The 23,126-nt window shown below is 65.2% G+C and carries 19 protein-coding genes; 12 read left to right on the top strand and 7 right to left on the bottom strand.

Annotation, left to right across the window (positions count from 1 at the left end; all coding sequences use genetic code 11):
- Positions 1–23 precede the first annotated feature (23 nt).
- The 3 genes from VVR85_RS00400 to VVR85_RS00390 form a co-directional block, all read right to left on the bottom strand.
- Positions 24–608, bottom strand: coding sequence for a heme-copper oxidase subunit III (locus VVR85_RS00400; RefSeq protein ID WP_210400109.1), 585 nt, complete (start codon positions 606–608; stop codon positions 24–26).
- Positions 609–1,203: 595 nt separating this feature from the next.
- Positions 1,204–1,635: a cytochrome c oxidase subunit 4 gene (locus tag VVR85_RS00395; RefSeq protein WP_368519007.1), complete on the bottom strand. Its 432-nt coding sequence runs from the start codon at positions 1,633–1,635 to the stop codon at positions 1,204–1,206.
- Positions 1,636–1,649: 14 nt separating this feature from the next.
- A complete protein-coding gene (locus VVR85_RS00390; RefSeq protein WP_368519006.1) occupies positions 1,650–2,744 on the bottom strand; it encodes a cytochrome c oxidase subunit II in 1,095 nt (364 codons plus the stop codon).
- A 433-nt stretch (positions 2,745–3,177) separates the two neighbouring features.
- On the opposite strand from VVR85_RS00390, the gene asnB reads away from it, so the two are divergent.
- Positions 3,178–5,100 carry an asparagine synthase (glutamine-hydrolyzing) gene (gene asnB / locus VVR85_RS00385; RefSeq protein ID WP_368519005.1) on the top strand — a complete coding sequence of 641 codons (1,923 nt, stop codon included), beginning with the start codon at positions 3,178–3,180 and terminating at the stop codon, positions 5,098–5,100.
- Between the two features lie 125 nt (positions 5,101–5,225).
- Here the strand turns inward: asnB and VVR85_RS00380 are convergent, their stop codons facing one another.
- Positions 5,226–5,570: an iron-sulfur cluster assembly accessory protein gene (locus tag VVR85_RS00380; RefSeq protein WP_070769617.1), complete on the bottom strand. Its 345-nt coding sequence runs from the start codon at positions 5,568–5,570 to the stop codon at positions 5,226–5,228.
- Positions 5,571–5,761: 191 nt separating this feature from the next.
- On the opposite strand from VVR85_RS00380, the gene VVR85_RS00375 reads away from it, so the two are divergent.
- Positions 5,762–6,475 (top strand): DUF3043 domain-containing protein, encoded by a 714-nt coding sequence (locus VVR85_RS00375; protein ID WP_368519004.1) that lies wholly within the window; start codon positions 5,762–5,764, stop codon positions 6,473–6,475.
- Between the two features lie 2 nt (positions 6,476–6,477).
- Entirely contained in the window at positions 6,478–7,452 is a 975-nt protein-coding gene (locus tag VVR85_RS00370) for a nicotinate-nucleotide--dimethylbenzimidazole phosphoribosyltransferase (protein WP_368519003.1), read from the top strand.
- Here VVR85_RS00370 and VVR85_RS00365 read toward each other — a convergent pair.
- Positions 7,449–8,549, bottom strand: a complete 1,101-nt coding sequence (locus VVR85_RS00365; RefSeq protein ID WP_368519002.1) for a branched-chain amino acid aminotransferase — start codon at positions 8,547–8,549, stop codon at positions 7,449–7,451. The genes VVR85_RS00370 and VVR85_RS00365 overlap by 4 nt on opposite strands.
- A gap of 239 nt (positions 8,550–8,788) precedes the next feature.
- On the opposite strand from VVR85_RS00365, the gene VVR85_RS00360 reads away from it, so the two are divergent.
- Positions 8,789–10,375 carry a leucyl aminopeptidase gene (locus tag VVR85_RS00360; protein WP_409338166.1) on the top strand — a complete coding sequence of 529 codons (1,587 nt, stop codon included), beginning with the start codon at positions 8,789–8,791 and terminating at the stop codon, positions 10,373–10,375.
- A gap of 3 nt (positions 10,376–10,378) precedes the next feature.
- On the opposite strand, the gene VVR85_RS00355 is transcribed toward VVR85_RS00360, so the two are convergent.
- Positions 10,379–10,774 carry an oxidoreductase gene (locus tag VVR85_RS00355; RefSeq protein WP_290222522.1) on the bottom strand — a complete coding sequence of 132 codons (396 nt, stop codon included), beginning with the start codon at positions 10,772–10,774 and terminating at the stop codon, positions 10,379–10,381.
- A 172-nt stretch (positions 10,775–10,946) separates the two neighbouring features.
- Here VVR85_RS00355 and sucB point away from each other — a divergent pair, with 172 nt between their 5' ends.
- The 7 genes from sucB (at position 10,947) to VVR85_RS00320 (ending at position 20,875) form a co-directional block, all read left to right on the top strand.
- Positions 10,947–13,082 (top strand): 2-oxoglutarate dehydrogenase, E2 component, dihydrolipoamide succinyltransferase, encoded by a 2,136-nt coding sequence (gene sucB / locus VVR85_RS00350; RefSeq protein WP_368519000.1) that lies wholly within the window; start codon positions 10,947–10,949, stop codon positions 13,080–13,082.
- Positions 13,083–13,403: 321 nt separating this feature from the next.
- Complete coding sequence (gcvP, locus tag VVR85_RS00345; RefSeq protein ID WP_368518999.1) at positions 13,404–16,259, top strand: aminomethyl-transferring glycine dehydrogenase; 2,856 nt, start codon at positions 13,404–13,406, stop codon at positions 16,257–16,259.
- The gene (gene gcvT, locus VVR85_RS00340) at positions 16,260–17,372 is read left to right on the top strand and encodes a glycine cleavage system aminomethyltransferase GcvT (protein WP_368518998.1); all 1,113 of its coding nucleotides are present in this window, start codon (positions 16,260–16,262) and stop codon (positions 17,370–17,372) included.
- A gap of 57 nt (positions 17,373–17,429) precedes the next feature.
- Positions 17,430–17,819 (top strand): glycine cleavage system protein GcvH, encoded by a 390-nt coding sequence (gene gcvH, locus VVR85_RS00335; RefSeq protein WP_290222530.1) that lies wholly within the window; start codon positions 17,430–17,432, stop codon positions 17,817–17,819.
- A 161-nt stretch (positions 17,820–17,980) separates the two neighbouring features.
- On the top strand, positions 17,981–18,817 hold the full coding sequence (gene lipB, locus VVR85_RS00330) for a lipoyl(octanoyl) transferase LipB (protein ID WP_368518997.1): 837 nt from the start codon (positions 17,981–17,983) through the stop codon (positions 18,815–18,817).
- Positions 18,818–18,921: 104 nt separating this feature from the next.
- Positions 18,922–19,974, top strand: a complete 1,053-nt coding sequence (gene lipA / locus VVR85_RS00325) for a lipoyl synthase (RefSeq protein ID WP_290222535.1) — start codon at positions 18,922–18,924, stop codon at positions 19,972–19,974.
- Between the two features lie 115 nt (positions 19,975–20,089).
- Positions 20,090–20,875, top strand: a complete 786-nt coding sequence (locus VVR85_RS00320; protein ID WP_368518996.1) for a DUF4191 domain-containing protein — start codon at positions 20,090–20,092, stop codon at positions 20,873–20,875.
- Between the two features lie 95 nt (positions 20,876–20,970).
- Here the strand turns inward: VVR85_RS00320 and VVR85_RS00315 are convergent, their stop codons facing one another.
- Positions 20,971–21,444 (bottom strand): RDD family protein, encoded by a 474-nt coding sequence (locus VVR85_RS00315; RefSeq protein WP_368518995.1) that lies wholly within the window; start codon positions 21,442–21,444, stop codon positions 20,971–20,973.
- 178 nt (positions 21,445–21,622) lie between these two features.
- On the opposite strand from VVR85_RS00315, the gene glnA reads away from it, so the two are divergent.
- The gene (glnA, locus tag VVR85_RS00310) at positions 21,623–23,059 is read left to right on the top strand and encodes a type I glutamate--ammonia ligase (RefSeq protein ID WP_368518994.1); all 1,437 of its coding nucleotides are present in this window, start codon (positions 21,623–21,625) and stop codon (positions 23,057–23,059) included.
- Positions 23,060–23,126 lie beyond the last annotated feature (67 nt).

The raw sequence follows: 23,126 nt of genomic DNA, 5'->3' as shown, positions 1-23,126 counted from the left end.
GAGATGACTCGGCTATCTACGGCCTACTGGACGAGGTAGATAACGACGAAAACGCCGATCCACACGACGTCCACAAAGTGCCAGTAGTAAGACACCGCCATTGCAGCGGTTGCCTGGGCCGGCGTGAACTTGGACTTAGCAATGCGAAGCAAAATCACCACGAAGCTCAACAGGCCACCGGTCACGTGGGCCGCGTGGAAGCCGGTCAGAATGTAGAAGACCGAACCGAACACGCTCGCCTGGACGGTAACACCGTGGTGAATCAGCTCGTACCACTCGAAGGCCATAATGCCCAGGAACAAAACGCCCAGGAGGATGGTCACCGAGTACCAGAGCCGAAGCTTGAATACGTCACCCCTTTCTGCGGCGAAGACACCGAACTGCGAGGTCACGGAGGAAAGCACCAGGACGCCCGTAATGAGGAAGCCCATAGGCACGTTGATGTGGGCGGTGTGCTCCGCCCAATCGCCTTCCTGACCGTTAGCTCGGGATGTGAACCACATCGCGAACAGTCCGGCGAAGAACATTAACTCCTGCGACAGGAACACGATGGTGCCCACGCTGACCATATTGGGTCGGTTCAGCGCGGCAACACGTGGTGCTGCCATACCTTGATTAGAAACTGCGCTCGTCACGCCTATTAGTATGGCCGTTTCTCGACCCGAATTCATCTAGTTCCCCCCGCTTTCGCTATGAATTTTTCCGGGCTTCGTCAGCAAAAACACAGAATCCGGCCGCAATCCTGCCTAACCGCCCCATGTTCGCCGGCCACTACTTTCCAAAAACTCGCCATCCCCGCAGGTCACCACCCTTATTCCCCGCCGCCCCCACAGGCTTAGAGGCGACCAATATTTCGCGAGATGGATACCCGCGCGGCTTGCAACCATTTTCGCCGAAATGCGGATGAGAGATAATTCACGTTTCCCGGGCGGCAAAACCGCAGGCTTGCAACTTTCGTATTACCCCCAGCTGAAAATCGCTATAACAAGGGGTTTTAACGCCGTCAACCGGTTGATAGGCCCCACCCGCCCCGCGGTATCGACGGCAAATCCCAGGCTTTTCGCCGGCTCGGGAAAGTTTTTCGGATACTGCGGGAACTTTTTGGAACTGGATACGACGAAGGCCCCGAACCTCCCTTTTCAGGAAGGCCCGGGGCCTTGTCGTCTAAGAAGCTGCGGGGCGATTACGGCGCGCAGTTGAAAGCTAGTGCTTTTCCTTCGGCAGGCCGTACTGCAGCGAGAGCTTGGTGGTAGCCCACACCAGCATGATGGCGCCCAGAACGATCATCCAGTAGTACATGAAGATGATGCCCAGACCCAGGACTGCGATGGCCATGGTCATCATGAACGGCCAGATGGAGCTCGGGGAGAAGAAGCCCAGGATGCCGGCGGAATCCTCGGTCTCCGCCTCTTCCCAGTCCTCCGGGAGGACGTCGGAGCGGGCATCGGTGAACTGGATGTAGACCGCGAGCATCAGGGCCAGCAGGGCCGCGAGGGCCATGGCGACCATGCCTGCCCACTCGGGGCCGTGGCGGTAGCCGTCGTCCTTAACGAAGTTGACGGCGAAGATGTAGACGATTTCGGAGATCAACAGGTATGTGAAGATCCCGTAAAAGACTTTTGCACCTACACGCATGGTTCAATATCTCCTTATGCCTGTGCCTTGTCGTTGGCGTCAACGTAGTTGTCGCCATCCTGGGTGTCGCGCTGCGAGTTGAACGGCTGGGTCGAGGTGGCATACGGAGCTTCACCGATGTGCGCCAGGGCCTCAGAGTTCGGAGCGTCCGGGTTGTCCATGCGGTACTGCATGTACTCCTCGAACTTCTCCGGGGAAACGGCACGCAGCTCGAAGTTCATCATCGCGTGGTAGGTACCGCACATCTCAGCACAACGGCCAACGAAGGCGCCTTCCTTATCGATGCTCTCCACCTGGAAAGCGCGCTCCTGCTGGTTGTTCTCCGGGTGTGCGTACACGTCGCGCTTGAACAGGAATTCCGGAATCCAGAAACCATGCGACACGTCGCCGGAGGCCAGGCGGAACTCAATCGCGGTGTTGGTCGGCAGGACCAGAACCGGAACCTCTTCGGTGGTACCGACGGTCTCAATCTCGTTGAAGTTCAGGTAGGAGATGTCGCCCTTGGACTTGCCGTGAATCGGGTTAGCGTTCTCGGTGCCCTCCGGGTCGATAGCGGACTCTTCCGCCAGACGGTTGCTTTCCTCGTCGGTGCCGTCGTAGTCCTGGCCGCCAGCCAGCTCGCCGTCAACGGCGGCGTAGCCGAACTTCCAGTTCCACTGGTAAGCGGTCACGTCCACGGTCACCTTCGGGTCCTTATCCAGGGCGGTGACCTTCTGCTGGGTCTGAACCGTGAAGAAGAACAGGGCCGTAATGATGATGATCGGGACAACCGTCAGCACCAACTCCAGCGGGACGTTGTACTGCAGCTGCTTCGGGAACTCGCCCTTACCCTGCTTCTTGGCCCGCTTGGCGCTCCACCGGAAGATGGCCACCAGGAACAGGCCCCACATGATGATACCGATAGTCCACGCAGCAACCCAGACCCAGATCCAGAAGTTGTACATTGCTTCTGCCTCCGGGGTAATGCCCCGCGGCCAGCCGAATCCCAGGACCTTGTTTACAGCCTCGGGAGCCTGCACATCACAGGCTGCGAGAGCACTGCCACCCAGTGCCAGTGCGCCCGCCAGACCAGCCTTTCGGGCTAGGTTGCGCTTATTACGCTGTCCCACGTGTGTTCTGCCTTTCTGTCCACACAAACTTCTTAAACGCTCTCAGAGCATTCCTATCTGTTTAGGATAGTGGATCCAGCTCGCATTTCTTAGCCGAATCCCAAGAACAGTCGCACGGACCCCTTGGCCCGCGACCGTAACGGCCGATTATGTTACATGGTCATCGGCCTCTGCCGTGGATTATGCCCTTTAACTGCGATTTCTCGCCTGTTACCCAATTCACAGACGCGCGGGCGGGCTATCATCCGAAAGTTCGCCCCTAAAGGTGGAAGCTTTCCCTCTACCCCGCCGGGCGGCGCGGCCAGCCACCGTCCACAGGCCGCCCACAGCCAGCCGGCAGCCGCTACCTCGGAGCGCCAATAGCTATCTGCGGGCCGCGACCCGTAAAATGCCAAGTTGTTCAGAAACTTTCTTTGCAAGGAGCGAGACCCGTATGTGCGGACTTTTGAGTTTGCTAGCCGCGAATCACAACGCCACGGACTACGTCCAAGCCGTTGAGGACGGACTGCCCTGTATGCGCCACCGCGGTCCAGACGCGGCCGGAACCTGGCACGACGACGACGCCGTCTTCGGGTTCAACCGCCTGTCCATCATCGACCTGGAGCACTCCCACCAGCCGCTGCGCTGGGGCCCGGCCGATGCCCCGGACCGCTACGCCCTGACCTTCAACGGCGAGATCTACAACTACCTGGAGCTGCGCGAGGAGCTACAGGCCGCCGGCTACACGTTTAATACGGAAGGCGACGGCGAGCCCATCGTCGTCGGCTACCACCACTGGGGCGCGGACGTGGTCAACCACCTGCGCGGCATGTTCGGCATCGTCATCTGGGACACCCAGACCAAGACCATGTTCGCCGCCCGGGACCAGTTCGGCATCAAGCCGCTGTACTACGCCACCACCGAGGCGGGCACCGTCTTCGCTTCCGAAATGAAGTCCATCCTGGCGATGGCCGAGACCATCGGTCTAGACCTGAGCCTTGATAAGCGCGCCATCGAGCACTACGTCGACCTGCAGTACGTGCCGGAGCCGGAGTCCCTGCACGCCAATATCCGCCGCGTCGAATCCGGCTGCACCGTGACCCTGAAGCCGGGCGGCGAGGTCGTCTCTGACCGCTACTTCCGCCCCACCTTCCCGGTGCAAAAGGTCGCCAAGGGCGACGAGCAGCAGCTGTTCGACCGCATCGCCCGCGCCCTGGAGGATTCCGTCGAAAAGCACATGCGCGCGGACGTCACGGTCGGTTCCTTCCTCTCCGGCGGCATCGACTCCACGGCGATCGCCGCCCTGGCCAAGCGCCACAACGAGAACCTGCTCACCTTCACCACCGGCTTTGAGCGCGAGGGCTACTCCGAGGTCGACGTCGCAGCCGAGTCCGCCGAGGCCATCGGCGTCGAGCACATCGTCAAGATCGTCTCCCCGGAGGAGTACGCCGACGCCGTGCCGAAGATCATGTGGTACCTGGACAACCCGGTCGCAGACCCCTCGCTGGTCCCGCTGTACTTCGTGGCCCAGGAGGCCCGCAAGCACGTCAAGGTGGTGCTCTCCGGTGAGGGCGCCGACGAGCTCTTCGGCGGCTACACCATATATAAGGAACCGCTCTCCCTCGCACCGTTTGAGAAGATCCCCTCTCCCCTGCGCCGCGGGCTGGGCCAGCTCTCCCGCGTCCTGCCGGAGGGCATGAAGGGCAAGTCCCTGCTCAACCGCGGCTCGATGACCATGGAGGAGCGCTACTACGGCAACGCCCGCTCCTTTAACTTCGAGCAGCTCCAGCGCGTCCTGCCGTGGGCTCGCCGCGAGTGGGACCACCGGGAGGTCACCGCCCCGATCTACGCCCAGTCCCAGGACTTCGATCCGGTCGCCCGGATGCAGCACCTGGACCTGTTTACCTGGATGCGCGGCGACATCCTGGTCAAGGCGGACAAGATGAACATGGCCAACTCCCTGGAGCTGCGCGTGCCCTTCCTGGACAAGGAGGTCTTCAAGGTCGCCGAGACCATCCCGCACGATCTGAAGATCGCCCACGGGACCACCAAGTACGCACTGCGCAAGGCGCTGGAGCAGATCGTGCCGCCGCACGTGCTGCACCGCAAGAAGCTGGGCTTCCCGGTGCCTATGCGCCACTGGCTGGCCGGCGACGAGCTCTACGGTTGGGCCCAGGATCAGATCAACGCCTCGCAGACCGAGGACATCTTCAACAAGAAGGCCGTCCTAGAGATGCTCAAGGAGCACCGCGACGGGGTCAGCGACCACTCCCGCCGCCTGTGGACCGTGCTGTCGTTCATGATCTGGCACGGCATCTTCGTCGAAGACCGCATCGATCCGCAGATCGAACAGCGCGACTACCCGGTCAAGCTCTAACGCCGACTAAGGTCCGCCGCTAAAGAAACCTAAAGCTTTGGGCTCGGCCCCTCCTACGGAAGGAGGGCCGAGCCCAAAGCTTTTATGCGTTGCGGCGAACTGTTTGGCTCGCCACCAACGGCTATTTAGTTGAAGGAATCACCGCAGGCGCAGGAACCGCCGGCGTTCGGGTTGTCGATAGTGAAGCCCTGCTGCTCGATGGTGTCGGCGAAGTCGATCTTGGCGCCAGTCAGGTACGGCACGGACATCTTGTCCACGACGAGGTTAACGCCGCCGACCTGGTCGACCTTGTCGCCATCCAGGGTGCGGTCATCGAAGTACAGCTGGTAGCGCAGGCCGGCGCAGCCGCCCGGCTGCACAGCAATACGCAGGGACAAATCGTCGCGGCCTTCCTGATCGAGCAGAGCCTTCGCCTTAGCGGCGGCGGCCTCAGTCAGGATGACGCCAGTAGCAGATGCTGGGGCGGTCATAAATACTCCTTGTTCGACTTGATTGTTCGACGTTGCGTCGGATTTAGTGCTCCCCACCACCCTACTCGCCTCACTACCGTCAAGAAAGGCTGACGTGCCAGGCGGTGGGATTATGGCTTGTATTCATCTTCAACCGCACGGGCGCGGGCCTTATTCCACTTTGGACAAGCAACCTTGTAACCTTGGGTGTTGTGAAACTACCGTGGCAAAAAGACAATCAGGACGCCGCTGCAGCGGACACCGCCGACCAGTCGGCCGCGCACGCCGGCAAGGACTCGGCCGCCCAGGAGGCTAAGAGCTACCCGAAGGGCTACACCCCGCCGAAGGGCCGGCCGACGCCGAAGCGCGCGGAGCAGGAGATCGCCAAGGGCGTTATCCGCGATCCGCACCGCATGTCTACTGCGCAGGCGCACCAGAACCGCAAAGAGCTGAAGAAGTCCATGTCCAAGGAAGAATGGAAGGACTACAAGGCCAAGGAGCGCGAGGAGCAGCGCAAGCGCAACCGCGAGACCCAGGAGCGCATGGCCGCCGGCGACGAACGCTACCTGCCGGCCCGCGACCGCGGCAAGGAGCGGGCTTATGCCCGCGATGTCGTCGATGTCGCCAACAGCCCGCTGCGCTTCACGATGCCCGGTGCCCTCGCCCTGCTGTTGTTCATGTTCGTCGGCACGTTTGTCCCGAGCATCTCCCCGGCGGTATCCGCCGTGGGCATGGTCTTCATCCTGCTCTTCGCTGTCCTGGCTATCCTGCACGGCCGCCGCGTCAACAACGCGGTGCGGATGAAGTTCCCCGGCACCACCGCTACCGGCTTCAGCCTGGGCAGCTACGCGGTGGGGCGGGCTACCCAGCCGCGTAAGTGGCGCGTGCCGCGCCCGCGGGTCAAGCCGGGCGAGGCTCTGGCCTAGTCATGGTGGAGTTGCAGGCGGATAGCGCGGCCGGCATCGGCGCGGCTGAAAAGCGCGAGCTCGCGGCCAAGATTGCCCTGAATCCGCAGTCCGCCGCCCTGGGGCGGATGTCCCTGCCGGTGGTCTGGCTGGCCGGCTGCCTGCAGCGCGTCCTGCCCCAGCCGGTGGCCCGGCCGCGGGTCGTGGTCTTCGCCGGCGACAACGGCATCGCCAGCGCGGACGCGCCGGTCTCGCAGTGGCCAGCTGACCACACCCACGACGCGGTCGAGCAGCTGTCCGCGCACACCGGGCCGATTGAGCTTTTGGCCCAGCGCGCCGCTGCCCGCGTGCGGCTAATCCAAGCAGGCACCTCCGCCCCGATTGATAGCGCCGACGCGATGGACGCCGAGCTGACCGCCCAGGCCTTCGGCATCGGTATCAAGGCCGCCGACGCCAGCGCGGACGAGGGCGACGACTTGGTGATCCCGGCCGATATCGGCGTCGGCAACAGCACCGTAGCCGCGGCAATTGTGGGCCGCGTGACCGGCACCGAGCCGGTGGCGATCGTCCCGCGCGGCGCCCAGGTCCCGACGGAGCGGTGGAAACAACAGGTCACCGTCGTACGCGACGCGATGTTCCGCAGCCGCGGGCTCGCCGACGAGCCGGCCGAGCTTATCCGCGTGCTGGGTTCGCCGGCGTTTGCAGCGGAGGTCGCCTTCATCGCGCAGTCGGCCGCGCGCCGCACTCCGGTGCTCATCGACGGCTCCTTCGGCGCGGCCGCGGCCATGCTAGCCGAGCGCCTGCGCCCCGGCACCCAGGAGTGGGTCTTCGTCGCGACCTCCACCGCCACCCCGGCCTTTGACCGGGCCGTGGCCGATCTCGGGCACGAGCCCTGGCTGGATCTGGCGGTCGCGGCGGGCCAGGGCCTCGGGGCCCTGTCTGCCCTGCCGCTTATCAATTCAGCCGTGGAGCTTGTCTCCACGGCACTGGGCGACTAGACCAGCGTGTGCAGCCACCCGTGGGTGTCGGGCTGGCTGCCGCGCTGGATGTCGGTGAGCTGCTTGCGCAGCGCCATGGTGACCTCGCCCGGCTCGTTGCCGTTGATGGTGAAGTCCAGGTCCTTGCCCAGCACGCGGCCGACCGGGGTGATAACGGCGGCGGTACCACAAGCGAAGGACTCGGTCATCTCGCCACTGTCGACGTCCTGGTGCCACTCCTCGGCGGAGATGCGGCGCTCCTCGACCTCGTAGCCGGCGTCGCGGGCGACCTGCAGCAGGGAATCACGGGTGATGCCGGGCAGCAGGGAGCCCGACAGCGCCGGGGTGACGATCTTGGCGTCGTCGCCGCTGCCGTAGACGAACATCAGGTTCATCCCGCCCATCTCCTCGATGTACTTGCGCTCCAGCGCGTCCAGCCAGACGACTTGGTCGCAGCCCTTCTCATCGGCCTGGGCCTGGGCCAACAGCGAGCCCGCGTAGTTGCCGGCGAACTTCGCCGCACCGGTGCCGCCGGGGGCGGCGCGGACGTAGTCGGTAGACAGCCAGACCGAAACCGGCTTCACGCCGCCGGTGAAATAGGCCCCGGCCGGGGAGGCGATGACGATATAGCGGTAGGACTTGGCCGGGTGAACGCCCAGGGAGACCTCCGTGGAGATCATGAACGGGCGCAGGTAGAGCGAGTCTTCCCCGCCGGCGGCCGGAACCCAGTCCTTATCGACGGCGACCAACTGGGCCAGGGAGTTGGTGAATTCCTCGGCGGGCAGCGGCGGCATCGCCAAGCGCTCGGCGGAGTGGATCATGCGCTCGGCGTTCTGCTCCGGGCGGAAGGTGGCCACGGTGCCATCCGGCTGGCGGTAGGCCTTGATGCCCTCGAAGATGGCCTGGCCGTAGTGGAAGACGTTGGAGGCCGGCGACATCTCCAGGGGGCCGAAGGGGCGCACCTGGGCGTCGTGCCAGCCTTCTTCCTCGTTCCAGTCGATGGTGACCATGTGGTCGGTGAAGTAACGGCCGAACCCCGGGTTGTCGAGGATCTCGGCAATCTTTTCCGGACTGGTCGGCTGGTCGGTACGGGTTACGGTGTAATCAAGCAAAGTCATGTCCACACTCTACTCCGCCTTTCGGTCACCCAACCGGTTTTATTACCGAATTTTGCGGCCGCCCGCCATCCGTCGCGTGTGCTGCGTCCCTGCCCGCGGGTGAGGACCCCACTCCCCCACTTTCTGTCCCACCTGATAGGAAAACGATGGGGCAAACCTTCCCCGGCCTGGGTCGCCGGCCGCTACAGTGGGGCCATAACCTGAAATTAGGTACACCATTGACTGCTTACAACAGGAGGATGACAACCGTGGCTAAGAAGAAGTCCCCAATCGAGATCCCGGGCGCCGGCGTAGTCCCGGCCGTGAAGCTCGCCAAGAAGCTTCCGGAGAAGGCACAGGCCCTTATCATCGGCATTTTCGCCAGCGACGACGGCGTGGAGGTCCCGGCCTCCGCAGCGCTTGACGGCGACGCCCTGCGCACCGTCCTCGACCAGCTGCTGGCCGTCGGCGCCACCGGCAAGGCCGGTTCGGTCCACCGCATCCCGGCCCCGGAGGAAGTCGGCACCGACTCCATCGTGGCGGTCGGCCTCGGCGAGGCCGAACAGTTGGATGATGAGACCCTGCGCCGAGCCGCCGGCTGCGCCGCCCGCGCCGCCCAGGGCCTGAACAAGGTGGGCAATACCCTGCACGAGTTCGGCCTGGCCGCTGCCGTCGAGGGCACCATCCTGGGCGGCTACGTGCACCGGGGGCTGCGCTCCGACAAGCTGCCGGCCGATAAGAAGCCGGCGACCGTCTCCTTCCTCCTGCAGGATAAGAAGGACGCGGCTACCAAGAACGAGTTCAACGCAGCCCGCGCCATCGCCCAGGCCACCGTCTTCGCCCGCGACTTGGTCAACTGCCCGTCCAACGAGCTCTACCCGTCCGTCTACGCGGACATCCTGTCCTCCCACGCCACCGCCGCCGGCCTGGGCGTCGAGGTGCTCGACGAGAAGCAGCTGAAGAAGGAAGGCTTCGGCGGCATCCTGTCCGTGGGCCAGGGCTCGGCCCGCCCGCCGCGGCTGGTGCGCCTTTCCTGGAAGCCGTCCAAGGCCAAGCGCCACGTCGCGCTGGTCGGCAAGGGCATCACCTTCGACACCGGCGGCATTTCTCTCAAGCCGGGCGCTGGCATGTGGGACATGATCATGGACATGGGCGGTTCGGCCGCCGTGGCCGCCGCTACCCTGGCCGCGGCCTACCTCAAGCTGGACGTCGCGGTCACCGCGACCATCCCGCTGGCTGAGAACATGCCGTCTGGTTCCGCCACCCGCCCGGGCGATGTCATCACCCACTACGGCGGCACCACCTCCGAGGTCCTCAACACCGACGCGGAGGGCCGCCTGGTGCTGGCCGACGCCATCGCGCGCGCCAGCGAGGACAAGCCGGACTACCTCATCGACACCGCCACCCTGACCGGCGCCCAGATGGTCGCGCTGGGCAAGCGCACCGCCGGCGTCATGGGCACGGAGGAATTCCGCGACGAGGTCGCGAACATCGGCCGCCGCGTGGGCGAAAACGCCTGGGCCGTGCCGCTGCTGGAAGAGCACAACGAGTCGCTGAAGTCGGATAACGCCGACATCCGCAACATCAACGCCCAGCGCGAAGGCGGCATGCAGTTCGCCGGCACCTACCTGGAGCACTTCGTCGGCGAGGGCATCGACTGGGCCCACATCGACGTCGCCGGCCCGGCCTGGAACGGCGACGGCGCCCGCGGCTACACCCCCAAGCGCGCCACCGGCGTGCCGACCCGCACCATCATCGCCGTGCTGGAGCAGGTCGCCGGCGCGGGCAGCACCGATGCCCCGGAGCCCGCCGGGGCCAATGAAGAGACCAACGACACCGAGGATTAATCCTTAAGAATCCGGATTTTCGCCGCGCTCGAACCGGGCGCGGCGAATTTTTTGTTCTTCCCGCTTGCGCAGGATGCGGTCGCGCTCCATTTTGCGGCGCATCCGCTCGGGGTAACCGGTCTCCTCGACGTCGTAGACCGGGCAGTCCAGCAGCCGCGCCACGGCGTCGATTCCCTTCGGGCCCCCGATGCGCCGCCGGATGAAGTCGCCGCCCTCGTCGACGACGACCACCGACATTTCGTTGACGATGGTCTCCGGTTCCACGAAGGCCTCGACCCAGCCGCGGGGGCGCGCCCAGTCCTGCAGGTCGCGTGCGTCCTGCTCACGGATGGTTTCCCCGGGGGCGCGGGGCGGCTTCAGCGGGGACTTCGAGCGACGTCGGCGGAAAGGGTTGAACACGGCACACTATCCTAGTGGTGTAGACAGTTTCCTGGTAACTCACACCTTGTCTGGTCAGCCTGTGGGGCGAAACACCGGATTAGGGGTGAGATAATGCGCGACGAATTGACCGAACCGGTAGGCTGTTGACAAAAGGTTTGTTATTTCCAACTTTCGAGGAGTCTTAATTCTCATGGCGCACTCCGTTGAGATGCCCGAACTGGGCGAATCCGTAACTGAAGGCACTATTACTCAGTGGCTCAAGTCTGTGGGCGACACCGTCGAGGTCGACGAGCCGTTGCTCGAGGTCTCCACCGACAAGGTCGATACCGAAATCCCTTCCCCGGTTGCGGGTACCCTCCTGGAGATTAAGGCCGACGAGGACGACACCATCGAGGTCGGCGAGGTCATCGCCACCATCGGCGACGAGGGCGAGTCCGCGGACTCCGGCGAGTCCCAGGACGACTCCGCCGAGGCGGAGCAGGACGAGGCCGAGGCTGAGGCTGAGTCCAAGGAAGAAGAGTCCAAGTCCGAGGAGTCCTCCTCCGACAAGCAGTCCGGCGGCTCCGGGGATGCCACCGACGTTGAGATGCCGGAGCTGGGCGAGTCCGTCACCGAGGGCACCATCACCCAGTGGCTGAAGTCCGTCGGCGACACCGTCGAGGTCGACGAGCCGCTGCTCGAGGTCTCCACCGACAAGGTCGACACCGAAATCCCGTCCCCGGTCGCCGGCACCCTGCAGGAAATCCTGGCCGACGAAGACGACACCATCGAGGTCGGCGAAGTCATCGCCCGCATCGGCGACGGCTCCGCCTCGGCCAAGTCCGACGACTCCGACTCTGACTCCGACTCCAAGGCTGAGGCCAAGGAAGAGGAGAAGGAAGAAGAGCCGAAGAAGGAAGAAAAGGCCGAGGAGTCCTCCTCCAAGGATTCCGGCGCTTCCGGGGATGCCACCGACGTTGAGATGCCGGAGCTGGGCGAGTCCGTCACCGAGGGCACCATCACCCAGTGGCTGAAATCCGTCGGCGACACCGTCGAGGTCGACGAGCCGCTGCTCGAGGTCTCCACCGACAAGGTCGACACCGAAATCCCGTCCCCGGTCGCCGGCACCCTGCAGGAAATCCTGGCCGACGAAGACGACACCATCGAGGTCGGCGAAGTCATCGCCCGCATCGGCGACGGCTCCGCCCCGGCCAAGTCCGACGACTCCGACTCTGACTCCGACTCCAAGGCTGAGGCCAAGGAAGAGGAAAAGGAAGAAGAGCCGAAGAAGGAAGAAAAGGCCGAGGAGTCCTCCTCCAAGGAGGAGAAGAAGGACGAGGCCCCGAAGAAGGACGAGTCCTCCGCTAAGAACACCTCCGCGAAGGTCAACAACGGCGACAACGTCCCGTACGTGACCCCGCTGGTGCGCAAGCTGGCTGACAAGCACGGCGTTGACCTGAACTCCGTGGAAGGCACCGGCGTCGGCGGCCGCATCCGCAAGCAGGACGTGCTGGCCGCTGCCGGCGAGGGCGAGGCCCCGAAGTCCGGCTCCGACAAGGCTGCCTCCGGCAAGTCCGGCGGGCGCGCCAACTGGTCCACCAAGTCCGTGGATCCGGAGAAGCAAGAGCTCATCGGCACCACCCAGAAGGTCAACCGCATCCGCGAGATCACCGCCTCCAAGATGGTCGAGGCGCTGCAGATTTCCGCGCAGCTGACCCACGTCCAGGAAGTCGACGTCACCGCGGTAGCCGACATGCGCAAGAAGAACAAGCAGGCGTTCATCGACAAGTACGGCGCCAACCTGTCCTACCTGCCGTTCATCGTGAAGGCCACCGTCGAGGCGCTGGTTTCCCACCCGAACGTCAACGCCTCCTACAACCCGGAGACCAAGGAGATGACCTACCACGCGGACGTGAACGTGGCCATCGCCGTGGACACCCCGCGCGGCCTGCTCACCCCGGTCATCCACAAGGCGCAGGACAAGACCCTGCCGGAGATCGCCCAGGCCATCGCCGAGCTGGCTGACAAGGCCCGCAACAACAAGCTGAAGCCGAACGACCTGACCGGTGCTACCTTCACCGTGACCAACATCGGCTCCGAGGGCGCCCTGCTGGACACCCCGATCCTGGTTCCGCCGCAGGCTGGCATCCTGGGTACCGCGGCCATCACCAAGCGCCCGGTAGTGGTCAACGACGACGGCCAGGACGCCATCGCCATCCGCCAGATGTGCTACCTGCCGTTCACCTACGACCACCAGGTGGTTGACGGTGCTGACGCTGGTCGCTTCATCACCACCATCAAGGACCGCCTGGAGACCGCGGACTTCGAGTCCGACCTGGCTCTCTAAGACACGGCCTTGAGCTGCCGGCCTTCCCGGGCCGGCCCGAGCCCCCGTTGACTTTTCCTATGACTTTAAGGAAAAGGAGACGGGGGCTTCGTCTTTCCCCGACTACCCCCGTAACCCCCTCCCGGGCCGAATGTGGTCACAGTTTTTCGGCCCAGTTGGAGATGTCACTAACCCCGCACGCGGGGCCGACGCCCCCGCCCCGCAGCGGGGCGTAATTAATGCGCTCGGGTTGGGGGTAAAAACGACCCGGGCGTGTGGCGCAGAACAATATACTGGTGTTCCGTATGGCCGTTTTGCCTACCCAATCAAGGAGTAACGCTAATGGAATTCATCTCCCGTCACCTCGGGCCAGATGCCACCGAACAATCTAGGATGCTGGAGGCGGTGGGTTATTCCACCGTTGAAGACTTGGTCGACGCCGCTATTCCGACCAAGATTCGGGCCGACGAGCGGCCGGAGCTGCCGGGCCTGCCGGCCCCGCTCAGCGAGTACGACGCCCAGGAACGCCTGCGCGAGCTGGCTGGCAAGAACCACCTGCTGAAGTCCTTCTACGGTCAGGGCTACAGCGACACCATCACCCCGCCGGTCATCCGCCGCGGCCTCTTAGAGGACGCGGGGTGGTACACCGCTTATACCCCGTACCAGCCGGAGATTTCGCAGGGTCGCCTGGAAGCGCTCCTTAACTTCCAGACCATGATCCAGGACCTGACCGGCCTGCCGATTGCGAACGCCTCCCTGCTGGACGAGGCCTCCGCCGTGGCCGAGGCGGTCGGGCTGATGTCCCGCGCGGTCAAGAAGGGCCGCCGCGTGGTCCTAGACGAGCGCCTCCACCCGCAGGTGCTCAACGTCGCCGCTGAGCGCGCCCGCGCCATCGAGCTCGAGGTCCTCGTCGCGGACCTGACTGACGGCCTGGCCGGCGAGGACATCGTCGGCGTGGTCGTGGCCTACACCGGCACCGAGGGCGATATCTTCGACCCGCGCGCGGTCATCGAGGAGGCCCACTCCCGCGGTGCCCTGGCCGCCGTGGTCGCCGATCCGCTCTCCCTGACGCTGCTGGAGGCCCCGGGCGAGCTGGGCGCCGACATCGTCACTGGTAGCTCCCAGCGCTTCGGCGTGCCGCTGTTCTTCGGCGGCCCGCACGCGGCGTTCATCTCCGTCACCGACAAGCTCAAGCGCCAGATCCCCGGCCGCATCGTGGGCGTGTCCAAGGACGCCGAGGGCCGCCCGGCCTACCGCCTGGCCCTGCAGACCCGCGAGCAGCACATCCGCCGCGAGCGCGCTACCTCCAATATCTGCACCGCCCAGGCGCTGCTGGCCAACGTCGCGTCCATGTACGCGGTCTACCACGGCCCGCACGGCCTAAAGGCCATCGCCAAGCGCGTGCACGGCCTGGCCTCCACCTTCGCCGCCGCCGTCAAGGGCGAGGGCCTGGATCTGGCCGCCGAGGACTTCTTCGACACCGTCACCGTGACCGGCGTCGACGCGGCCGCCATCAAGTCCTCCCTGCAGGAGGCCGGCTACCTGGTCCGCGCCATCGGCAGCGACAAGGTCTCGGTCTCCTTCGGCGAATCCGCTACCGATGCCGACGTGGAAGGCCTCGTGCAGGCCTTCGGCGGCGAGGTCGCGGACACCGAGCCTTTTGCCCTGCCGGAAGCCCTCCAGCGCTCCACCCCTTTCCTGGAGCATGAGATCTTCAACTCCCTGCACTCCGAGACCCAGATGATGCGCTACCTGCGCGAGCTGGCGGACAAGGACCTGGCACTGGACCGCAGCATGATCCCGCTGGGCTCGTGCACCATGAAGTTGAACCCGACCGCTGCGATGGAGCCCATCTCCTGGCCTGAGTTCGCGGGTATCCACCCGTATGCCCCGGAGGAGACCACCGCCGGCTGGCGCGAGCTCATCGCCCAGACCGAGGACTGGCTGGCCGCGATCACCGGCTACGCCAAGGTCTCCATCCAGCCGAACGCGGGCTCGCAGGGCGAGCTGGCCGGCCTGCTGGCCATCCGGCGCTACCACGTGGCCAACGGCGACAACGGCCGCGACGTCGTGCTGATTCCGGCGTCTGCCCACGGCACCAACGCCGCCTCCGCGACCCTGGCCAACCTGCGCGTGAGCGTGGTCAAGACCGCCGACGACGGCTCGATTGACCTGGCCGATCTGGACAAGAAGATCGAGCAGCACGGCGAACACATCGCCGGCATCATGATCACCTACCCGTCCACCCACGGCGTCTTCGACCCGGAGGTCCGCGAGGTCTGCGACAAGATCCACGCCGCCGGCGGCCAGGTCTACATCGACGGCGCGAACATGAACGCGCTGACTGGCTGGGCCCAGCCGGGACAGTTCGGCGGCGACGTCAGCCACCTGAACCTGCACAAGACCTTCACCATCCCGCACGGCGGTGGCGGCCCGGGCATCGGCCCGGTCGCCGTGGCCGAGCACCTGATCCCGTTCCTGCCGTCCAACGCCGCCGACCCGGCCCACGACGCCTCCGAGGCCACCCCGGTCGGCGAGGGCGTGCCGATCACGGCCAGCCAGTACGGCTCTGCCGGCGTGCTGCCGATTTCCTGGGCCTACCTCGCCATGGCTGGTTCCCAGGGCCTGCAACAGGCCTCCGCGCACGCTATCTTGGGCGCGAACTACCTGGCCCACGAGCTGCACGATTCCTTCCCGATCCTCTACACCGGCAACGCCGGCCTGGTCGCGCACGAGTGCATCCTGGACCTGCGCGAGCTGACCGACCAGTCCGGCGTGACCGCCGCGGATGTGGCCAAGCGCCTCATCGACTTCGGCTTCCACGCCCCCACCCTGGCCTTCCCGGTCGCCGGCACCCTGATGGTCGAGCCGACCGAGTCCGAGGACAAGGGCGAGCTGGATCGCTTCATCGAGGCCATGCGCACCATCCGCGCCGAGATCCAGGAGATCATCGACGGCAAGGTCGCCTACGACGACTCCGTCATCGCCCACGCCCCATTCACCGCGCTATCCGTGTCCAGCAACGACTGGGACTACGCCTTCACCCGCGAGCAGGCCGCCTGGCCGGTGGACTCGCTGCGCCGCGGCAAGTACTTCGCCCCGGTCCGCCGCCTGGACGAAGCCTACGGCGACCGCAACCTCGTCTGCTCCTGCCCGCCGCCGGAGGCTTTCGAGATGACCAACGAAAAGGAGAGCTAAATGTCCGATCTACGCAATTCCCCGCTGCACGCTGAGCACGAAAAGCTCGGCGCCAGCTTCACCGCCTTCGGGCCGTGGAACATGCCTCTGAAGTACGCCAACGAGCTGGACGAGCACCGCGCCGTGCGCGAGGCCGCCGGCCTGTTCGACCTGTCGCACATGGGCGAAATCTGGGTCACCGGCCCGGATGCGGCCAAGTTCCTGACCTACGCGCTCATCTCCAACCTGGAGACCGTCAAGGTGGGCAAGGCCAAGTACTCCATGGTCGCCGCCGAAGACGGCGGGATCATCGATGACCTCATCTCCTACCGCTTCGAGGAGGAGAAGTTCCTGGTGGTGCCGAACGCCGGCAACACCCAGGTGGTCTGGGAGGCCTTCCAGGAGCGCTCGGAAGGCTTCGACGTGCAGCTCAAGAACGAGTCCCAGGACGTGGCGATGATCGCCGTCCAGGGCCCGAAGGCCGCCGAGATCCTCGTCCCGCTGGTCGAGGACAACAAGCAGGACGCCGTCTACGAGCTGGGCTACTACGCCGCCACCATGGGCAAGGTGGCCCGCAAGTTCGCCATCATCGCCCGCACCGGCTACACCGGCGAGGACGGCTTCGAGCTCATCGTCTACAACGCGGACGCCCCGGAGCTGTGGAACGAGCTGCTGTGCGCCGGCGAGGAATACGGCCTCAAGCCCTGCGGCCTGGCCGCGCGCGACTCCCTGCGCTTGGAGGCCGGCATGCCGCTCTACGGCAACGAGCTCTCCCGCGACATCACCCCGGTCGAGGCCGGCATGTCCCGTGCCTTCGCCAAGAAGGAAGCGGACTTCGTGGGCGCGGAGACCATGCGTGCGCGCGCCGCTGAGGGCCCGCAGCAGGTCATCACCGGCCTGGAGTCCTCCCAGCGCCGCGCGGCCCGCTCCGGCGCCGAGGTCTACGTGGGCGAGACCCACGTGGGCACCGTGACCTCCGGCCAGCCCTCCCCGACGCTGGGCCACCCGGTCGCCCTCGCGCTGCTGGATACCTCCGCAGGTCTCGAGCCCGGCGCCGAGGTGGAGGTCGACATCCGCGGCAAGCGCTACCCGTTTACCGTAACGGCCTTGCCGTTTTACAAGCGGGACACGTAAAACCGTTCTAAAATAAAGCCCGATAACGCCCGATCCTTTCAGAAAGGACTTTTACCCATGGCCAACCTGCCTGATAACTACTCCTACTCCGAGGACCACGAGTGGCTGGCTGCCGCTCCGGACGACGTCGTGGGCAAGACCGTCCGCGTGGGCATCACCTCGGTCGCCACTGAGCGCCTGGGCGAGGTCGTCTTCGCCGAGCTGCCGGCCGTCGGCGACTCCATCACCGCAGGCGACTCCTGCGGTGAGGTCGAGTCCACCAAGTCCGTCTCCGACCTGTTTGCTCCGGTCACCGGCACCGTGACCGCCGTGAACGAGGGCGTGCACGATGACTACTCCGTCATCAACAACGATCCCTTCGGCGAAGGCTGGCTCTTCGAGGTCGAGGTCTCCGAGGCCGGCGAGCTGATGACCGCCGCCGACTACGCCGCCGCCAACGGCATCTAGAACCGACGCGCTGGCCCCGTACAGCGCCCGCCCCCCGGCAAGGCCGGTAACCCGCCTGTGGATTTACACGGTGGCGTTACCGCTTGCTGGGGGCGCTTTTGTATACCCAGTTGGGCAGCCGCCCGTGGACTGCCGGGCCAAGCGAATTACAATGGGTATCTATGACTGCACCGCGCGATCCTTTCTTCCCCGCCGACCGCTCCATTCGCGCCGACAACGCGCCTTTGGACATCCGCCACCTGGGCCGGATGGACTACCAGGAAGCCTGGGACCTGCAGGCCGACCTGGCCAAGCAACGCGCCCGCGGCGATATCGGGGACACGGTGCTGGTGGTCGAACACCCCAGCGTCTACACGGCCGGTAAGCGCACCATGGAATCCGACATGCCGGATAACGGCCAGCCCGTCATCACCGTCGACCGCGGCGGCCGGATTACCTGGCACGGGGAAGGCCAGCTCGTGGTCTACCCCATCATCCGCCTGGCCGAACCCGTCGACGTGGTCGACTACGTCCGCCGGCTGGAAGAAGCCACCATCCAGACCGTGCGCCAGATGGGGGTCACCACCGCCGGGCGCATCGACGGCCGCTCCGGGGTCTGGGTGCCGTCCACCACGCAGCCGAAGGACCCGCAGGCCCCGCACCGCGACCGCAAGATCGCCGCGCTGGGCATCCGGATTACCCGCGGGGTGACCATGCACGGCCTGGCGTTGAACTGCTGCAACACCCTCGAGTTCTACGAGCACATCGTGGCCTGCGGCATCGACGACGCCGACGTGACCACCCTGTCCCTCGAGCTCGGCCGCCACGTCGGCCTGGAGGAAGCCACGGAGCCGCTGCTGAGCGCGCTTGACGATGCCCTCTCGGGCCGCCTCGTCGTCGCCGACCACACCTTCGGTTCCGCGCCGGATCCGACCAAGCTGGCCAACGAGGCGCGCCGGCGCGCCCGGCAGCAGGCCGCCACCCCCGAACGAACGACCCCGGCCGCCGGCCAGGAATGATCACACCGCTTTAGTGGTTGTGACTGAGGCATCCCGGCGTGCCGGATGCCCCGGAAGACCGGACATTTTCCACTTCGCCAACTCAACAACGTAGGGTAGACAACGTGACTATTAAGCCTGAAGGACGGAAGCTGCTACGCATCGAGAAAAAGAATGCGGAATCTCCGATCGAGCAGAAACCCCGATGGATCCGTAACCAGGTGCGCACCGGCCCTGGCTACGAAGATATGCGCAACCGCGTCGCCGGCGCCTCCCTGCACACGGTCTGCCAGGAGGCCGGCTGCCCCAACATTCATGAGTGCTGGGAATCCCGCGAGGCCACCTTCCTCATCGGCGGCGACTCCTGCACTCGCCGCTGCGATTTCTGCGATATCAAGACCGGCAAGCCGGACGCCCTGGATACCGACGAGCCGCGCCGCGTGGCAGAGAACATCCGGGAGATGGACCTGAACTACACCACCATCACCGGCGTGACCCGCGACGACCTGCCGGACGAGGGCGCATGGCTCTACGCCGAGGTGGTGCGCAAGATCCACGAGCTGAACCCGCACACCGGCGTGGAAAACCTCACCCCGGACTTCTCCGGCAAGCCGGACCTGTTGCAGGAGGTCTTCGAGGCCGAGCCGGAGGTCTTCGCCCACAACCTGGAGACGGTCCCGCGCATCTTCCGCCGCATCCGCCCGGCCTTCCGCTACGAGCGCTCCTTGGATGTCATCCGCCAGGCGCACGACTACGGGCTGATCACTAAGTCCAACCTCATCCTCGGCATGGGCGAGACCGCCGAGGAGATCGAGGAGGCGCTGCGCGACCTGCGTTCGGCCGGCTGCGACATCATCACGATTACGCAGTACCTGCGCCCCGGCCCGCGCTTCCACCCCATCGAGCGCTGGGTCCGCCCGGAGGAGTTCGTCTCCCACTCGAAGCTGGCCAAGTCCCTGGGCTTCGGCGGCGTCATGTCCGGCCCGCTGGTCCGCTCCTCCTACCGCGCCGGCCGCCTGTACGTGCAGGCCATGGAGGCCCGCGGCCGCGAGCTGCCCGCCCACCTGTCCCACCTGGCCGAGACCTCGAAGGGCGCGACCGCCCAGGAGGCCTCCACGCTGCTGGACAAGTACGGCCCGTCCGAGGAGACCCCGGTGACCGCTCGCGTCAAGAGCTAAGCCACCGCCAGGTACTCACCTGTCTACCTTTTAGCTGACTTCTAACCGTTGCGGGGCCGCGCGAAAGCGCGGCCCCGTTTCCAGTTTGTGGGCACAACCCTTTAGAGTAGAGGGCATGGCACAGGGAAATACTAAGGCCGATCTCAAGGCCGCTAAGAAGGCAGAGAAGAAAGCCAAGCGCGAAAAGGGCAAGCAGACGCGCCGCCAGATGTGGCAGGCGTTCCAGATGCAGCGCAAGCAGGATAAGGCGCTTATCCCGCTGATGCTGCTGGCCTTCCTGGGCCTGGGCCTGCTCTTCTTCCTCATCGGCATGCTCTTCAACGGGCAGTGGTTCATGCTGCCCATCGGCTTGGCGCTGGGTGTGCTGCTGGCCATGTTCATCTTCACCCGCCGCCTCGAGCGCGACATGTACAAAAAGGTCGAAGACCAGAAGGGCGTGGCCGGCTACGCGCTGGAGAACCAGCTGCGCAACACCGTCGGCATCGTCTGGAAGGTCGAGCAGGGCATCGCGGTGACCCGCCACCAGGACCTGGTCCACCGCGTCATCGGTAACCCGGGCGTCGTGCTGGTCTGCGAGGGCGACAAGAAGCGCCTGGCCGCGACCGTGGGGCAGCTGAAAAAGCGCATCGATAAGCTCGCCGCCGGCGTGCCGGTCTACGAGGTCTACGTCGGTGAAGGCGAGGGCGAAGTGCCGCTGGCCAAGCTGCGCAGCCACATCATGCGCCTGCCGCGTAACTACAACAAGAACGAGGTCTACGCCAACGCCCGCCGCATCGAGGCCATGGATTCCCTGCCGGGCCAGATGCCGGGCGTGCCCAAGGGCCCGATGCCCCAGCAGGCCCGCAACATGTCCGGCATGAACCGCCGCATGCGCCGCGCCGCCGGCCGCAAGAAGAAATAAGGTCCCCGCGCCAGATAAAAACGGCGCCCGCCTCCGGCCCCGAACTATCTCGGGAAGGGAGGCGGGCGCCGTTTTGGTACGCCAGGCTAAAAAAATTAAGCCATGATGACCGTGGTGCCGGTACCGCGGTCGTGCATGCCGCGCCCGTCGGCGTCGACCATGGCGGCCGGGAAGAAGACGGCCGTGAGCAGCGTGCGCACGGCCGCGCGCCAGAAGCCCACGCGGGTGCCAGGAGCGTCGACGCGGGCCACGCCCATGCCCAGCGCCGCCATGCCGGGGGTACGGGCAAAAAGCCAGCCGCAGACGATGCCCAGGATGATCCAGATGCCATACCCCAGCGCGGCAGCCGCACCGAGGGCGTCGGTGAACTGGGTGATGATGATGGCCAGGACCATGCTAATGACCCAGTCGATCAGCACCCCGCCCGCGCGGCGCATGACCGAGGCCTGCGCGCCCGAGCCGCTTTTCGGCAGGCCCAGTAGCTCCCCGGGCCACCGGGAAACCGCCTCGGCGGAATCATACTCACCAGGGATGCTCGGGCCGTCCAGCCACGTTTTCTTGTCAGCCATAGCCACTAATCTAGCGGGGGCACACCGGGGAAGGAAAGCCACGCCCAGAAATACCGAAATCTATCGCGCAATAGGTGATTTGTTAAAGTGGTAAGGCAATTCCTCAAATGTCTTTGGGCAGCGCGTAAAATCTTTACCTAGAGCCCATTTTTATCTCAAAATTTTCAGGAGCATGACCATGGCTTTCGAGACCGTTCAGGACATCGTAAAGTTTATTCAGGACGAAGACGTCCGCTTTGTCGATATCCGCTTTACCGATGTCCCGGGCATCGAGCACCACTTCAGCATCCCCGCCTCCGAGTTCGACGAGGACACCGCCGCCGAGGGCCTAGCCTTCGACGGCTCTTCCATCCGCGGGTTCACCTCCATCGACGAATCCGACATGACCCTGCTGCCGGATCCGTCCTCGGCCATGATCGACCCGTTCCGCACCGAGAAGACCCTGAACATCAAGTGCTTCGTGCACGACCCGTTCACCCTCGAGCCCTTCACCCGCGACCCGCGTAACATCGCCCGCAAGGCCGAGGAGTACCTGAACTCCACTGGCATCGCTGACACCTGCTTCTTCGGCGCGGAGGCCGAGTTCTACATCTTCGACTCGGTGCGCTATTCCACCGACGTCCACGAGGGTTTCTTCAAGGTCGACTCCGACGAGGGCTGGTGGAACCGCAGCGCTGAGACCAACATCGACGGCACCCCGAACACCGGCTACAAGACCCGCGTGAAGGGCGGCTACTTCCCCACCGCGCCGTACGACAAGACCGGCGAAGTCCGCGACGCCATGGTCCGCAACCTGCAGGACGCCGGCTTCGACGTCGAGCGCTTCCACCACGAGGTCGGCACCGGCGGTCAGAACGAGATCAACTACCGCTTCAACTCCATGCTGCACGCGGCTGACGATGTCCAGTCCTTCAAGTACATCATCAAGAACACCGCCGCAGCCTACGGCAAGACCGCTACCTTCATGCCCAAGCCGCTGGCCGGCGACAACGGCTCCGGCATGCACGCCCACATGTCCCTGTGGAAGGACGGCACCCCGCTCTTCCACGACGAGTCCGGCTACGGCGGCCTGTCCGATACCGCCCGCTATTACATCGGCGGCATCCTGCACCACGCTGGCGCGGTCCTGGCCTTTACCAACCCGACGCTGAACTCCTACCACCGCCTGGTGCCGGGCTTCGAGGCCCCCATCAACCTGGTCTACTCGCAGCGTAACCGTTCTGCGGCCATCCGCATCCCGATTACCGGTTCCAACCCGAAGGCCAAGCGCATCGAGTTCCGCGCCCCGGACCCGTCCGGCAACCCGTACCTGGGCTTTGCTGCCATGATGTTGGCCGGCATCGACGGCGTGAAGAACCGCCTGGAGCCGCACGCCCCGGTCGACAAGGACCTCTACGAGCTCCCGCCGGAGGAGGCCGCCTCCATCCCGCAGGCCCCGACCTCCCTGGAGGCCTCCCTGGAGGCCCTGCGCAACGACATGGACTTCCTGACCGAGGGCGACGTCTTCACCGAGGACCTCATCGAGTCCTACATCAAGCTCAAGGAAGACGAGGAAATCACCCCGGCCCGCCTGCGCCCGACCCCGCTCGAGTACGAAATGTACTTCGACTGCTAGTCCCCTAGCCTTCCGCAGGCTTTCCTGCCCCCAGCCGGCGTCCCTCGTGGGCGCCGGCTTTGCTGTA

This window comes from Corynebacterium sp. LK2590, from assembly GCF_040946105.1.
Classification (GTDB): domain Bacteria; phylum Actinomycetota; class Actinomycetes; order Mycobacteriales; family Mycobacteriaceae; genus Corynebacterium.
Note: the sequence above shows the minus strand (reverse complement) of the source record. Positions and strands in the feature narration are given on the sequence as shown.